13 protein-coding genes and 3 tRNA genes are annotated in these 13964 nt (G+C 43.8%); 13 read left to right on the forward strand and 3 right to left on the reverse strand.

Annotated features, from left to right (window positions below; genetic code table 11):
- The first annotated feature begins 171 nt into the window (after window positions 1-171).
- Both ribH and MsAc7_RS02380 read left to right on the forward strand, forming a co-directional pair.
- Window positions 172-579, forward strand: a complete 408-nt coding sequence (ribH, locus tag MsAc7_RS02375) for a 6,7-dimethyl-8-ribityllumazine synthase (protein ID WP_338103005.1) — start codon at window positions 172-174, stop codon at window positions 577-579.
- Window positions 580-731: 152 nt separating this feature from the next.
- A complete protein-coding gene (locus MsAc7_RS02380) occupies window positions 732-1877 on the forward strand; it encodes a pyridoxal phosphate-dependent aminotransferase (RefSeq protein WP_338103006.1) in 1146 nt (381 codons plus the stop codon).
- A 209-nt stretch (window positions 1878-2086) separates the two neighbouring features.
- Here MsAc7_RS02380 and MsAc7_RS02385 read toward each other — a convergent pair whose 3' ends face one another.
- Complete coding sequence (locus tag MsAc7_RS02385) at window positions 2087-2437, reverse strand: class II SORL domain-containing protein (protein WP_338103007.1); 351 nt, start codon at window positions 2435-2437, stop codon at window positions 2087-2089.
- 255 nt (window positions 2438-2692) lie between these two features.
- On the opposite strand from MsAc7_RS02385, the gene MsAc7_RS02390 reads away from it, so the two are divergent.
- Together MsAc7_RS02390 and MsAc7_RS02395 are read left to right on the forward strand one after the other, a co-directional pair.
- Complete coding sequence (locus tag MsAc7_RS02390) at window positions 2693-3559, forward strand: hypothetical protein (protein ID WP_338103008.1); 867 nt, start codon at window positions 2693-2695, stop codon at window positions 3557-3559.
- 57 nt (window positions 3560-3616) lie between these two features.
- Window positions 3617-3913: a putative quinol monooxygenase gene (locus MsAc7_RS02395; protein WP_338103009.1), complete on the forward strand. Its 297-nt coding sequence runs from the start codon at window positions 3617-3619 to the stop codon at window positions 3911-3913.
- A gap of 107 nt (window positions 3914-4020) precedes the next feature.
- Here the strand turns inward: MsAc7_RS02395 and MsAc7_RS02400 are convergent, their stop codons facing one another.
- A complete protein-coding gene (locus tag MsAc7_RS02400; RefSeq protein ID WP_338103010.1) occupies window positions 4021-4470 on the reverse strand; it encodes a hypothetical protein in 450 nt (149 codons plus the stop codon).
- Window positions 4471-4739: 269 nt separating this feature from the next.
- On the opposite strand from MsAc7_RS02400, the gene lonB reads away from it, so the two are divergent.
- Window positions 4740-6716 carry an ATP-dependent protease LonB gene (gene lonB / locus MsAc7_RS02405; protein ID WP_338103011.1) on the forward strand — a complete coding sequence of 659 codons (1977 nt, stop codon included), beginning with the start codon at window positions 4740-4742 and terminating at the stop codon, window positions 6714-6716.
- A gap of 271 nt (window positions 6717-6987) precedes the next feature.
- Here the strand turns inward: lonB and MsAc7_RS02410 are convergent, their stop codons facing one another.
- Entirely contained in the window at window positions 6988-7182 is a 195-nt protein-coding gene (locus MsAc7_RS02410) for a hypothetical protein (RefSeq protein WP_338103012.1), read from the reverse strand.
- Between the two features lie 384 nt (window positions 7183-7566).
- Here MsAc7_RS02410 and MsAc7_RS02415 point away from each other — a divergent pair, with 384 nt between their 5' ends.
- From MsAc7_RS02415 to MsAc7_RS02450, 8 genes are all read left to right on the forward strand, one after another.
- Window positions 7567-8898 carry a TldD/PmbA family protein gene (locus MsAc7_RS02415; RefSeq protein WP_338103451.1) on the forward strand — a complete coding sequence of 444 codons (1332 nt, stop codon included), beginning with the start codon at window positions 7567-7569 and terminating at the stop codon, window positions 8896-8898.
- On the forward strand, window positions 8899-10239 hold the full coding sequence (locus tag MsAc7_RS02420; RefSeq protein ID WP_338103013.1) for a TldD/PmbA family protein: 1341 nt from the start codon (window positions 8899-8901) through the stop codon (window positions 10237-10239). It begins immediately after the preceding gene.
- A gap of 78 nt (window positions 10240-10317) precedes the next feature.
- Window positions 10318-10887: a hypothetical protein gene (locus tag MsAc7_RS02425; protein ID WP_338103014.1), complete on the forward strand. Its 570-nt coding sequence runs from the start codon at window positions 10318-10320 to the stop codon at window positions 10885-10887.
- Window positions 10888-11034: 147 nt separating this feature from the next.
- Window positions 11035-12369: a YcaO-like family protein gene (locus MsAc7_RS02430; RefSeq protein ID WP_338103015.1), complete on the forward strand. Its 1335-nt coding sequence runs from the start codon at window positions 11035-11037 to the stop codon at window positions 12367-12369.
- A 71-nt stretch (window positions 12370-12440) separates the two neighbouring features.
- On the forward strand, window positions 12441-13124 hold the full coding sequence (locus tag MsAc7_RS02435) for a TfuA-related McrA-glycine thioamidation protein (protein WP_338103016.1): 684 nt from the start codon (window positions 12441-12443) through the stop codon (window positions 13122-13124).
- 251 nt (window positions 13125-13375) lie between these two features.
- Window positions 13376-13449 (forward strand) — tRNA-Val (locus MsAc7_RS02440).
- 48 nt (window positions 13450-13497) lie between these two features.
- Window positions 13498-13570 (forward strand) — tRNA-Phe (locus MsAc7_RS02445).
- A gap of 71 nt (window positions 13571-13641) precedes the next feature.
- Window positions 13642-13713 (forward strand) — tRNA-Gly (locus MsAc7_RS02450).
- Window positions 13714-13964: the final 251 nt, after the last annotated feature.

Here is a 13964-nt window from a genome sequence, read left to right on the forward strand (position 1 = left end):
ATCTTTCTTTTTTTGAATTTTTATTTTTTCAGTATTATAATTTCTGAAATAACCGGCGGGTTGACAACATATATAAATGTTCAATAGTAAGTACAAACAGATTTTATTGATTATATCATTTATAAATTTAAATTTTTCAACAGATTCAATTCTATTCAAAGGAGTTCTAAAATGGCAATCAATATCGGTTTTGTTGTTGCGGAATTTAACCGCGATATCACGTATCAAATGGAAATCTTGGGTGAAGAACACGCAAAATTCTTGGGCGCGAAAGTGACTCAAAAAATTTACGTTCCCGGCGCGTACGATATGCCGCTTGCGATTAAAAAGATGTGTGAAGATAAAAACATCGATGCGGTCGTGACGATCGGTTGCGTGATTGAAGGCGACACAAAACACGATGAAGTCGTTGTGGCGCAGGTGACCCGGAAAATGACGGACCTGTCACTTGAGTATGGAAAACCGGTGACGCTTGGCATTTCCGGCCCGGGCATGACGCGCATGCAGGCGATGGAGCGGATGGATTACGCCAAAAGAGCTGTGGAAGCCGCCGTTAAATTGTGCCAGAGAATTAAATAAGAATAAAAAACAATTTCTTATTCTTATTTGGAACGACCAATAAAGTAAAAAAGAAAGACAATTTCACAGATTGTTCAATATAATGGTTTAAAATTTATTTTGCTTTTATTCATTTTTTGAAAAATAACGATTGACGGACGGGAATGAATATTATGATCTCTTCGCGACTGGCGCGGGTGGAAGAATCGGCAACGATGAAATCTTCAAAAAGGGCAAAGGATTTGATGAGCCGAGGTGTCGATGTCATCAATTTTACGTTGGGGGAACCTGATTTTGACACGCCCAAAAACATCATGGACAAAACAATTGAAGCGATGAAGGCCGGAGAAACGCATTATTCCCCGGCGGTCGGGCTTCCCGCGCTTCGGGAAGCGATTGCAGAGAAGCTTCGGACGGAAAATAAGATTGATACGAAAGCGTCCAACGTCATGGTGACGCCCGGCGCAAAGCAAGGCATTTTTGAAGTCATGATGACTTTGATTGATGAAGGCGATGAAGTTCTTTTGATGGACCCGTCTTGGGTTTCTTATGACGCTTGCATTCAAATGGCGGGCGGAAAAACTGTTTGGGTCCCGACAGATCCCGAAAATAAATATCAGCCGCTTCATGATTTATCCAAATACGTGACGTCTAAAACGAAAATGATTGTCGTAAACACGCCCTGTAACCCGACAGGATCTGTTTTTGACAAATCGCATCTTCAGGAAATCGCTGATTTGGCGAATGATCACAATCTTTTTGTGTTGTCGGATGAAATTTATGAAAAAATCATTTACGACAAAAAGCATATCAGTATCGCGTCCATGGACGGCATGGCCGACCGGACGATTACGATTAACGGTTTTTCAAAAGCTTATGCGATGACCGGTTGGCGCCTCGGCTACCTCAACGCGCCGGCATCCGTGTTCCCAAGCCTTGAAAAAATTCAAAGCCATTCCATCAGCAACGTAACCACTTTTGTTCAGTACGGCGGCATTGAAGCTTTAACAGGTCCTCAAGATACCGTTTTGAATATGCAAAAGGAATTCAAAGAGCGGCGGAGTGTTCTTGTCAACGGCCTCTTAAAACTCGGTCTCAAATGCGCGATGCCGGACGGCGCGTTTTACGCGTATCCCGATGTCGGCGAATTCGGACCGGGCGCCCGTATTACCGACCGTTTGCTCGACGAAGCGCAAGTGGCTGTATCTCCCGGAATTGCCTTTGGCGAATCCGGTAAAAACAATATCCGTATATCTTATGCGACGTCGGTTGACAGAATTAAAGAAGCGTTGATTCGAATGGAAAAAGTTTTCCAATAACGCTTTTCCGTTCTTTTTTTGTTTTTCCTTTGCCGGCAGCATACGCGCGCGTTACAGCGTTGTCTTTTCTTTTAGTTATGAAAAATGAAGGGCCGGCTTTAAAAAACCGAAAATAACCATCTTATCCGGAATCATTTCGTCGGGATGAATTCAAAAAGAGAATAAGGGAAAGAAATGATTGGGGGAAATCATTTCTTTCGAGATTTTATTTAAAGATCAAGGGTGTTTTTCCAAACGCCATGAATGTTACAGTAAGCTAAGGCGCCGAGGGCTTTAAAATCATCAATCTTGACTTTGAATTTGGAAGTCGGTTCCGTAAAAGTCGGCGCAAAGTTTTGATGTCCGAGGCAAATCACTTGGTTGGTGTCTTTTTTGATTCCGAAGAGTTCAATCCAGACGATGTGGTGTTCAATGGTGTTTGGGTGCGGAACTTCTTTTCCGACGGTCACAAGCACAAGAGTTTCATTTTTTCCACCGTGGTTTTTTAAGATTTCAATAATCGGAACGTGTTTTTCTTTTCCCTCGGATTCGGGCGCTTTAAAAAGTGTTGTAAAATCCATATCATTTCCTCCTTTTTGATGAAAGATAAACAGTCATAATAAAACATTCTTATTAATAATTATTTCTATTAATAAGCGGTGAGATTTTGCATAAATATATGCAATTTAATATAATACAATATAGATAATATTAATACTTTGCCGTTTGTTTTTGATTGAACAAAACGATACAGGAAAATTATATAGAAATTATATGGAAATTATATAGGAATAATAACATAGAAACCCATACAAAATCAAAAGTGTAGGAAAACAATGCTCAACACGGAAGAGAAAATTATTGGCTTTGTCTCTTTGTTACTCATTCTGACAGCCGTGGTATTTGCGGCTGTCACAGAGAGCGGTGCTATTGACCCTGATTGGACGCTTTCTCCCGAAATGGTTGAAGTCGAAGGTCCGGCCGGATTTCATTACATAAAAACGGATTCCATCTACTTTTATGGTTATGAAAGCTCTGACGGCACCCAAATCTATTCAACTCCAACACTCTATTTTTTCCAAAATATGGTGACTGAGCTCCAAAAAGTTTTGCCGTTTTTGAAAGGGGACAACAACAAAACACCGGATTCAAAGATATCGGTCAGTACTGCCTCTTCCATTTCCGAGGCTTATCCCGGATATTCCGGGTTTTATGTGTATGTGACTTACCAAGAACAAATCTCTCCATTTACGCTTGAGTTTTGGGAAATGCCGCGCTTTGAAATCATTTCATATTTCTCCAAAACGAACAATTGGATGAAAGGTCCCGGGGAAAACCCGAACAAAACGCCGACCGGTTTTGCTTATGTGAACGTCGTCGCTGCGGATTCCAAGGAAAACGCGACGGCAATGGCCGCCGGTCTTGCTGCGTTTCATTTTAACCGGTCGGGCGAACAAGACCGTTCCATCATAAAAGCCGCCGTTAATTCCATGCCGGGTTACCGTTATTCTTATTCATATGTGCCTGACGAAAGCGACGGACTTGGAAATGAGGCGGTAACAGCAGCCGGTTATATTTGGACCGTGGACAACTTTTTGGTAACGGTTGACGGATATAATGTGGATTCAAAACCTCTGAAGTTGTTAGCCAAAGGCGTCCGGTTTGAGGAAAACAACGAATTTGACATCTTTAATAATTTTTAAACAGAATGCCAAATTATATAACGAATGCAATTTAACACATTGGCGGAGGTTTTTATTATGTTGATCGTTTTAGCTCAAATCAAAATCAAACCCGAGACAAAAGAGGAATTTTTAAAAATCACAAAACCGCTGATTGCAAAAAGCCGTGCTGAGCCGGGTTGCATCAGCTATTCGCTTTACGAAAGCACTGAAAAAGAAAACGCTTACATGATGGTGGAACAGTGGAGATCAGAAGAAATTTTCGATAAACATGTTGCTTCCGACCACTTCAAATCTTTCGGCATCGCCGGCGGCCCATTGTTTGCGGAAGAGCTGGACATTAAGATTTATAAAACCGATTGCGAATGCCAGTGACATACAGGTATTGCAATTGTTTTTTTATTTTTTAATTTTATTTTATTTTATTATATTTTAATTTTATTTTTTAGTTCATCTAATCCGGTTTTTGAATCATTTGTTATTTATCTTTCATAGAACGTGTTTGGCGTTTCCGAAACGTTTTCGTATGTTTTTGTTTGCCCGTTCGGGTAGACTAAAACCAACGAGTCGGCTGAACTGCCCAGTTGGTGGGAATCGTGCAGATAATAGTTGTTGCTGACACGGGTGACGTTGTACAGTTCAACAGTTGCGGATTCGCTGCCGACAGATACAATTTTATAATCCGGAAAGCCGACCAGAAAGTCGCTGATGTATGGATCCAAATTCCGGCCGCCAAAAAAGAACGCGTAAATATGCGTTAGAAGACCGATTTGGTACCGGATTTCAGCGGTTGCGTCCATCCCGTGAAAAGTCATGGTCATTTCCTGAACGTCAATATCCGTTTGAATTCCGGTGGAAACGTGAAACGTCGCCAAAAAAATAAGAAGAGCGGATAACGCAAGCATCAAAATGAGGACATGAATCGGTTTCATAGAATCGCCGGGGTTTTTTAACAGATGAAAGTGCCAATTCTATTTTAAGTTTGGTTTTTATCCGCTTGATTCATTTGTTGTCATTCGGATGACATTTTAGATATTAAAAAGAACATCCTCAGAACGAATATCAGATGACGTGGGCTAAAAGTTAAATTCTTATATAACTGTTTGTTATAAGTAACAATCTTATTTATCGTCAACAAAATCCATAAATTAAAATAGATTCAACAATTACATCTTTTTTTTAAAAATAATATGTGATAACAATGGATACTTTCAAAGGACTCACGGAATACGCTGTGGAAAATGAAGAGTTCTCTGACCAATCGAATCCGGAATCGTCGGATTTGAAATCTCAAAATGTGAAAATTAAGGATATTCCAAACGACAATGAAAATATTGAGCTTGGAATTCAATTTAAAAACACGGGAGAAATCAATGTTCCGCCACTTTTGATTGATCAGATTTTGGGGCAGGAGGATGCTGTCGAAATCGTGAAAAAAGCCGCCAGCCAACGGCGTCACGTGATGATGATCGGAACGCCGGGAACCGGAAAATCTCTTCTGGCGAAAGCGATGGCGGAACTTTTACCCAAAGAAGAATTGGAAGACATTTTGGTCTACCCGAACGCCGAAGACAACAACAATCCGCGTATCCGCCGGGTGCCGGCCGGAAAGGGACGGGAAATCGTTGCGGCCCACCGCGCCGAAGCGCAAAAAAAATCGCAATCCAAAACCATGATTATGTTGGTGTTGATGGTCGGCATTATGATTTACGCCGTCATCACCAACCAAATTCTGATCGGGCTTTTCGTTTGTATTTTATTCATGACGCTGGCCCGTCAATTTATCGGACGGGACGACGCGCTCATTCCGAAGTTGTTGGTGTCCAATTACAATAAGCAGCATGCGCCGTATGTGGATGCGACAGCCGCTCACGCGGGCGCTCTTCTCGGCGATGTCCGTCACGACCCGTTCCAGTCCGGCGGCCTTGAAACGCCGGCGCACGACCGTGTGGAAGCCGGGGACATTCACAAATCCCACAAGGGCGTTTTGTTTTTAGATGAAATCAACATATTGGGCATTGAATCTCAGCAAAGTTTGCTCACCGCGCTTCAGGAAAAAGAGTACGCGATTACCGGGCAGTCCGAAAGAAGTTCGGGCGCCCTTGTCAAAACAGAACCGGTTCCTTGCGACTTTATCATGGTGGCCGCCGGAAACGTTGACGCGCTTGAAAAAATGCATCCGGCGCTTCGCTCAAGAATCAAAGGATACGGTTACGAAGTTTATATGCGCGACTCCATGCCGGACACGCCCGAAAACCGTGATAAGTATATTCGGTTCGTGGCCCAAGAAGTCATGCGCGACGGCCGGATTCCGCAGTTTGACGAAGACGCTGTCAAAGAAATCATCCGGGAGGCCAAGCGCCGTTCCGGGAAGAAAGGACATTTGACGCTCCGCCTGAGAGATTTGGGCGGACTTGTCCGGGTGGCCGGCGATTTGGCCGGCGCCGACGGCGCGCCATACACAACCGCAAGCCATGTTCTGCGTGCCAAGAAGATTTCAAGGTCCATTGAGCAGCAGCTGGCGGACCGCTATCTGGAAAACAAAAAGGATTATGAATCCTTCCTTCGGGGCGGCGGCGAAATCGGCCGTGTGAACGGTCTTGCCGTGATCGGCGGCGATTCGGGAATCGTTCTCCCGATTCTTTCGGAAGTCACGCCGTCTCTTTCCGGTTCGGAAGGAAACATCATTGCGACGGGACAACTTAAAACCATTGCTCGCGAAGCTGTGAAAAACGTGTCGGCTGTGATTAAAAAGGTGACCGGAAGGAATATTGAGGCCATTGATATTCACATTCAGTTCGTCGGAACCTATGAAGGGGTGGAAGGGGACAGCGCGTCCATTTCAATTGCGACCGCCGTTTTATCCGCTTATGAAAACATCCCGGTGAACCAATCCGTTGCCATGACCGGATCTCTTTCCGTCCGCGGCGATGTGCTCCCGGTTGGCGGCGTCACTTATAAAATTGAGGCGGCCGCTCAAGCCGGTATCAAAAAAGTCATTATTCCGAAGTCGAATGAACTTGATGTGATGATCGAAGACGCTTACAAAGACGTTATTGAAATTGTGACAGTTTCAACCATCACCGAAGTTTTGGAATACGCTTTGGTAGACGGACCCAAAAAAGAGGCTTTCCTCAAAAAGTTGACGGAAGCCTTAAAACCGGAACGTTCCGAATAAACAAAACAGCAATTGTATAAGCAATGAAGACAAATTGGCTTCATTGCTTTACTTTTTTTAAAAACAACAACATCCTCTCAAATTTAATGGATGAAAATCATAAAACGGGCGGGAATGGCTGATTGAAATCCCGAAACTTGGAAACAAAAAAGATTGGCAGCAATTTTTACCATATTTAAAAAATAGGAATACGGTTTAAAGGCCGTAAAAAAATATTCATCAAAACCGGCCGGTTTGATGAATGTCTTATTAATTGTTAACGGTTGAACGCTTAAGATTGCGGCTTGGCAATCACATATGTCACCAAACAAATGGCAACGCCCACGAATGTGGCAATAAATTGCTGCGTGTTGCTGGTGTAATCAAAGTTGAAAAAGTCAGTACCAAACGCATACCAAGCAAAAATGACTGCGGATAAAATCGCTGTTCCAACAAAAGCAAATGCCATTTCTTTAAGTCCGATCATTTAAATCACTAAAGCAAAATATCGGTTTAAATTTATATAAGTTGCCCTGAAGAGATATATATCTGTTAATTTTTATATAAATATTTTGAATAAATATACAGAAACCTATAAAAATTAATAAAATAAACCATAAGTCATTCGAATGAATGAATCGTATTTGAATCATAAACGAATTTGAATTGAATAAAATAATAATGGATAAAATAAAATAATAAAATAAAATTAACAAAAATCAATTGAAGGCATTGAAGCAAAAAACGTGGCATAAAATCAGAAGCAGATAAACGAAAAACACCAACGAAAAATGAAAAACGGATTATCGGGTTGAAAACGAAAGCAAAAACAGAAGAAGGCATTAAAAATAAAACATGGGGTCAAAAAAAGATGAAAAATATTCAATTTTTCGATTCGAACCATATTGAAGGACGATCAATGGTCATTGTCCTGGACAATGGAAAAATCGAAAATATTTCCAAAAACTACACCAAGGGCGCCGGAATCCGGGCGCTTGCGGACGGTTCGTGGGGCTATACATCGGTTGAGGGCGATGCCGACATCAAGAGCGGCATTCAGAACGCGGCCGATCTTGCCATCGTCATGAATCAAAAGACACCGAAAGAAAAAATTAAGTTTGAACCGATTTCAAAACCGACTATTCGAGATATTCCGGTTGCCAAAATCAATCCGGAAGACATTAGTGTTGAAGAAAAAGTAGAGATGCTGCGTGAAGTCGAAAAATTCGCCAAGGAAGAAGGCATTAAAAATACGCGCGTTTCCTATTCGGAAAGCATTTTAAAGACACGTTACGAAAATTCGGAAGGAATCGAAGCGGAATATCAATTGGTGCGGACCGGATTTACCGTGGCGGCAGTTGCTTCCGAAAACGGTGTTTACCAAGTGGGCCGGGAAAGCAAGTTTAACATTTCCGGGTATGAAATATTTCAGAAATTCGATCCGTACGAACTGGCGAAAAATGCGGCGCAAACGGCTAAAGAGATGTTAAGCGCCAAAACGCCGAAAGGCGGACAAATGCCGGTCATTTTGGACCAGGAGCTGGCGGGCGTTTTTACGCACGAAGCCGTCGGGCACGCTTCCGAAGCAGACCTGGTCCTTCAAAACGATTCGGTTTTAAAAGACCGGATGGGAACTCAAGTCGGATCTCCGCTTATTACGGTGGTTGACGACCCTACGCTTCATGAATACGGTTATTATCCGTTTGACGCGGAAGGTGTCGAGCCAAAAAGAACAGTATTGATTCAAAACGGGACGATGAATTCCTACCTGCATTCCCGGGAAACGTCCGGTATCTTCAGTTGCCGTTCCGGAAACGCCCGGTCCCAAGGATATTCCATTCCGGTTGTCCGGATGAGCAACACTTACATTGAAAACGGAGAGACGAAATTTGAAGAAATGTTAGAAGACGTGAGAGACGGCATATATCTTATCGGATCCCGAGGCGGTCAGGTCAACACCGGGGAAGGCATTTTCCAGTTTAACGCCGAGAAAGGATACATGATTCGAAACGGCGAAATCGCGGAATTGGTTCGTGACGTGTCTCTTTCGGGCCAAGTTCTTGAAATCCTCAACCATATCACACATGTCGGCAACGATCTCAAGCTGGCGCCCGGACACTGCGGAAAAGCCGGGCAAACCGTTCCGGTGTCGGATGGCGCGCCGCATATTTCTATTTCCAAAGCAACGGTCGGAGGCGCCTAAATGGATTGTATTTTAGACGCCGAAAAAGATGAGAAGCAGGTTTTTGAAAGCGTAACAGACGATATTGAAAAGGCGCTTCAGTACGCTCAAAGTCTTGGGGCGACGGATGCCGAAATCATTTATTCGATGAAACGCGCGACAATTATCAATTTTAAAACCGACATCATCGAAACCGCCCGATGCAGCACAAACACCGGTTACGGCGTTCGTGCCATTATCAACGGCGCTGTGGGTTTTTCCGGGACGAATGTGAAATCCAGTCTCTTGGATAGTGTGAAAAATGCCGTTGAATCCGCCAAGGTCATGGATCCCGACCCGTATTTCAAAAGTTTGCCCGAAAAAGCGGATTACAAACCGATAGATGGTCTTTTTGACGAAAAGATTATTCGGATGACGCTTGAAGAATGTATTGACAAGACAATGGACATGATTTCGAGCGCTAAGGAAGTCGCCGGAGTCGAGCCGACTTCCGGCAGTTTCTCGCGGTCGATTTCCCACCTTCTTGTCATGAACACCAACGGTGTTTTTGCCAAAAAGAAGGGCACGGGAATATCCGGGTACATTGATGTGGTGGCCGAAAGCAATTTGGGTTCCGAAAGCTTAGCCACGGCCTATGATTACGAAGTATCGAGATCAAAAGACATTGATTTTGCGAAAATCGGTCAAAATGCCGGCACACTGGCCAAAAAGTCTGTGAAAGGCGCGCATATCCCGACGTCAAAGTTGCCGGTCATATTCCATTCGTTTGCGTTTTCGGATATTTTGGAAAATACGTTCACATTATCGATTGATGCCGACAATGTTCAAAAAGAGCGGTCCGGTTTGGTTGGAAAACTCAACCAAAAAATCGGGTCGGAGGATTTGTCAATCATTGATGACGGCACCCTTCCGGGAGGAATCGGCAGCGGACCGTTTGACGATGAAGGAACGCCGACGCAGAGAACCGACGTGATTCAAAACGGGTACTTAAAATCCTATCTCTATGACAGTTATACCGCCGGAAAAGACAACGTCAAAAGCACCGGAAACGGTTACCGGAATTCTTATTCATCCGTTCCGGCCGTTGACATCAGCAATTTAATTGTTCAGTTTCCGCAAAGCGATATTGTCAACGAAACAAAGCACGCCCTTTATGTTCATACAGTTATCGGCGCGCACACCGCCAATGAGATTTCGGGCGACTTTTCCGTCGAGGGACGAAACGCGTTCATTATTGAAAACGGAGAGATTACAATGCCGGTCAAATCCGTTATGATTTCCGGAAATATTTACGATATGCTGTCCAAAATTGATGGCGCGGGGCTTTATGCGCGCAAAGTCGGAAATATTGTCACGCCTTAGGTCCGGATTTCCGAGATGAGCATCACCGGAAACTAAAAGGAAAGGATTCAAATATTTGAAAAAGGATTGAGAGAAAACATGGCACAGGATTATTTTCTTCAGAACCAAACGCCAAACCGCCCGGCGAACAATAACGCGGAAATGAAACGGGAAGATATTTTTGAAATGGTGTCGGCTCTTTATCCCGACTCTGTTTTAGCCGGAAACGGTACGTTTGAGTCTTCCGGTTTATCTTCTTCCTCTTTGCCGCTCAACGCTTACTTGGGAGTTTTTTCAGATTTCGGTCCCCGCCTTTCTTCTTTTGAAGGAGGCGGGTTGGATGCGAAAGAAGTCTGCGTCATCTCCTCTTTTGAGATGCTTGAAACCGCAACAATGGCGTCTCTCGGGATTAAAAATCCGTCCAATTGTCTTTTGGTGGTTTTGGATGAATGTGCCGATACCGAATTGTGGACACCTTCCTTTAAGTATGAAGGTTTAAGTTCCGGTTCCGGCTTTCCGGTCAGCATATTCGGGCCGGTTGCCGAAGTCCGGCATCCGCTTGAATTTAAAAAAGCGCTTCAGCGGATGAAATGCGGAACGCTGGTTGTTCAGGTTTTGCCGACAGGGAGAAAGACAACGTTGTCGATTGGAAAATCGGATTTCTTATAAAAGCGGCAAACGATTTTTATTTCTTCCTATTTTCTCATTTTTATTTTTCATTTTATTTCACATTTCAAAATCATTTTTCCGAAGATTTAAATCATTTCGGTTCTTTTATTGCGAAAATGTTTTATTGTTTTTTGAAAATGTGATATCATGGAACTCAAATCTTGTCCGAAGGTTTATCAAAAGGAGACGCACCGATCAAGGTCGCCGGATGAAACTTTCGGTTTCGTCGAAGGGCTTATTGAAACCGCCGGAATTACACGTGTTGCCGACATTACAAAACTGGACCGCCTGAATATTCCGGTTTTCTCCTGCATCCGCCCGGGAGCGGCTTACGGCGCCATTTCGGTCTACAACGGAAAAGGCGTGACGCCTGTTGCCGCCCGTGTTTCGGCGATTATGGAGGGGCTTGAGCGGTATTCGGCGGAGTTGACCAAAGACGACGTGAAAGAACTTTTTATGATGAAATATCCTGATTTGAAAGAAAAGGAAAAATGTCCGGACCCCGTTGAATTGATTTTGCCGGATGAAACCGATCCGGACGCTGAAATTCCGTGGGTTTGCGGGGAAGAATTGATCTTGGAACTTTTAAAGAATTCGGCGGAATCAGATTCCGACAATTCGAAAAATACCGGCTCTTGCCCCGGAAATATGAATTCATATTCTCTTAAATTATCTCCCGTTTTGGTTCCGGCCAACGCGGTTTACCATCCGATGCCGTCTCCCTATTATTCCTTATTTCGGACAAACACAAACGGGATCGCTTCCGGAAATACACTTGAAGAGGCCGTTTATCATGCTTTGTGCGAAGTCATCGAACGTGACGCCTGGTCTTTATGCGAAGCGAACAAAACCGGCGGCCGGGCAATTATTGACATAGATGACGAAGACATCTGCCGCCTCCTTTCTCTTTTTGAAAACGCAGGCGTCCATGTTGTTTTGCGCGACATTACAAGCGACATCGGTATTCCGACAATCGCGGCGATTGCCGACGATGTGACGCTTAAGGATCCGTCTCTTCTGTGCCTCGGCATGGGAACGCATTCGTCGCCGAAAATCGCGGTGTTTCGAGCGCTTACGGAAGTCGCTCAAAGCCGGGCCACGCAAATTCACGGCGCCCGCGAGGATACGACGGTTGCGGATTTTCGAAAACAGATGGGATACGAACGGACAAAACGGTTAAATGCCAAGTGGTTTCTCGAATCTGAAAAAATTTCTTTTTCCGAGATTCCGTGTCTTTCTCACCGTGATTTTTTGGATGAGATTAAAGAAACAGTTTTACGGCTTAATGAAGCCGGTTTGTCTTCCGTCATTGTCAAAGATCTGACACGTCCGGAACTCGGCATTCCGGTTGTCCGGGTGATTGTTCCCGGTCTTGAAATATTTGCGATGGATTCGACGCGCGCCGGCCTTCGTTTTAAAGAAGCGCGCGCCAAAGTCGGGCGGACCGGCGAAAGAAGACGGCGCTATGTTCCGGAAACGTAACCGAGGACAGCAATATTGTATTAATTTTAATGTGATTATAATACTGAAAAGGGACCATTGTCGTGAATCCTATGACACAAAAAGCCGTTATATTCCTAGGCCCGACATTAGATTTGGAGTCCGCGAGATCTTTGTTCTCCGGCGACGTTTTGCCGGTCTTGGATTTTCGGCCGCCGGCGTCGCGCGGGGATATTGAAAAAGCGGAAAAAGACGGCGCCCGTTTTATTTGTCTGATTGACGGCGTTTTTTTTGAAAACTGTTCCGTCGGTCACCGTGAAATTCTTCACGCGCTTTCCGATGGTATTTTCGTTATGGGATCCTCCAGCATGGGGGCGCTTCGGGCGTCTGAAATGGACGCGTTCGGAATGACCGGAATCGGAACGATCTTTTCTCTGTACAAAAACAAAATCATCGAATCCGATGACGAAGTTGCGGTTATTTGCGACCCGTTTTCAAACGCGCCGCTGTCGGAAGCGTTGGTCAATATTCGGGCGACATTTCAAAAAGCCGTTTCCGAATCGGTTTTATCGGACTTTGAACAAGAAACGCTTTTCAACCTGGCGTCATCGGTTTATTACCCGGACCGGACGTATGATTATTTGATTCAAACCGCCCGGGAAACAAATCTTGCCGAGCCGGATACGCTGGATAAATTAGAAAAATGGATTGCGAATGGCAACTCCGTTGATGTCAAAGCGGAAGATGCGGTCTTAGCTCTTTCCTTTTTAAATCGAAAGTTGAGCGAAAATATGTAAAACCATTGCAGTGCCCTTAAGTCATTTTCACACGTTCCCACTCTTTCCCGTTCATTTTAATTCCCCAAACCCCTTTTCGCAAAACCTTTATATACGATTATACTATTTATCAGAGTTGCACAGCCGGTCAGAATCGGGGCGGTAATAAGCCCGAGGAAAGCGGATTGTTGTCAAAAATGAAATCAAAATCAATTCAAAAATCATTCGGTTTGAATGATTTATTTGAAAGTGTTTTGACTAAATATAGTCGTGGGCTCGTGGTCTAGATGGTTATGACGTCGCCTTGACATGGCGGAGGTCCTGAGTTCGAATCTCAGCGGGCCCACTTAAAAACGAATCAAACAAATTATAAATTAATTTAAAACCAACAAGCGCCCAAATAGCTCAGTTGGGAGAGCGCTGCCCTGAAGAGGCAGTTGTCGCTGGTTCAAGTCCGGCTTTGGGCATTTGGTATCAAAATCAATTTATACTCAAAATTGAATTTTAATTTAATTTGTTGACGCTTTATTTTCAGCGTACACTGGTAGTGTAGTGGTTATCACCAGGCGTTGCCAACGCTTGAACTCGGGTTCGAATCCCGGCCAGTGTACTTATTTTTACCATTTTCCTGTAATTGTTTTTTTTGTTTTCCTTTTTTTTGTTTCTTTTTCTGGTTTTCTTTATCTGTTTTTTGTTTTTCTTGTTTTCATTTCTCCCCTCCTGCTTTTCCATTTCCTTCCCCGTTGCAAACTGCGGATTATGTTGCTCTTTGATTTTTCTTTAAAGAAGTTTCCACTACATTTATATTCAATTCTTTCATTATCTTCTCCATTTAGAAAAATCAAATGAAAAAGGAACAAC

Source organism: Methanolapillus millepedarum, assembly GCF_032594115.1.
GTDB classification, from domain to species: Archaea; Halobacteriota; Methanosarcinia; order Methanosarcinales; family Methanosarcinaceae; genus Methanolapillus; species Methanolapillus millepedarum.

Bases quoted from the DNA above. Each gene is read 5' to 3' on its own strand.
- ribH (WP_338103005.1), top strand. From the start codon at position 172: ATGGCAATCAATATCGGTTTTGTTGTTGCGGAATTTAACCGCGATATC.
- MsAc7_RS02380 (WP_338103006.1), top strand. From the start codon at position 732: ATGATCTCTTCGCGACTGGCGCGGGTGGAAGAATCGGCAACGATGAAA.
- MsAc7_RS02385 (WP_338103007.1), bottom strand. From the start codon at position 2,437: ATGGATTTTACAACACTTTTTAAAGCGCCCGAATCCGAGGGAAAAGAA.
- MsAc7_RS02390 (WP_338103008.1), top strand. From the start codon at position 2,693: ATGCTCAACACGGAAGAGAAAATTATTGGCTTTGTCTCTTTGTTACTC.
- MsAc7_RS02395 (WP_338103009.1), top strand. From the start codon at position 3,617: ATGTTGATCGTTTTAGCTCAAATCAAAATCAAACCCGAGACAAAAGAG.
- MsAc7_RS02400 (WP_338103010.1), bottom strand. From the start codon at position 4,470: ATGAAACCGATTCATGTCCTCATTTTGATGCTTGCGTTATCCGCTCTT.
- lonB (WP_338103011.1), top strand. From the start codon at position 4,740: ATGGATACTTTCAAAGGACTCACGGAATACGCTGTGGAAAATGAAGAG.
- MsAc7_RS02410 (WP_338103012.1), bottom strand. From the start codon at position 7,182: ATGATCGGACTTAAAGAAATGGCATTTGCTTTTGTTGGAACAGCGATT.
- MsAc7_RS02415 (WP_338103451.1), top strand. From the start codon at position 7,567: ATGAAAAATATTCAATTTTTCGATTCGAACCATATTGAAGGACGATCA.
- MsAc7_RS02420 (WP_338103013.1), top strand. From the start codon at position 8,899: ATGGATTGTATTTTAGACGCCGAAAAAGATGAGAAGCAGGTTTTTGAA.
- MsAc7_RS02425 (WP_338103014.1), top strand. From the start codon at position 10,318: ATGGCACAGGATTATTTTCTTCAGAACCAAACGCCAAACCGCCCGGCG.
- MsAc7_RS02430 (WP_338103015.1), top strand. From the start codon at position 11,035: ATGGAACTCAAATCTTGTCCGAAGGTTTATCAAAAGGAGACGCACCGA.
- MsAc7_RS02435 (WP_338103016.1), top strand. From the start codon at position 12,441: ATGACACAAAAAGCCGTTATATTCCTAGGCCCGACATTAGATTTGGAG.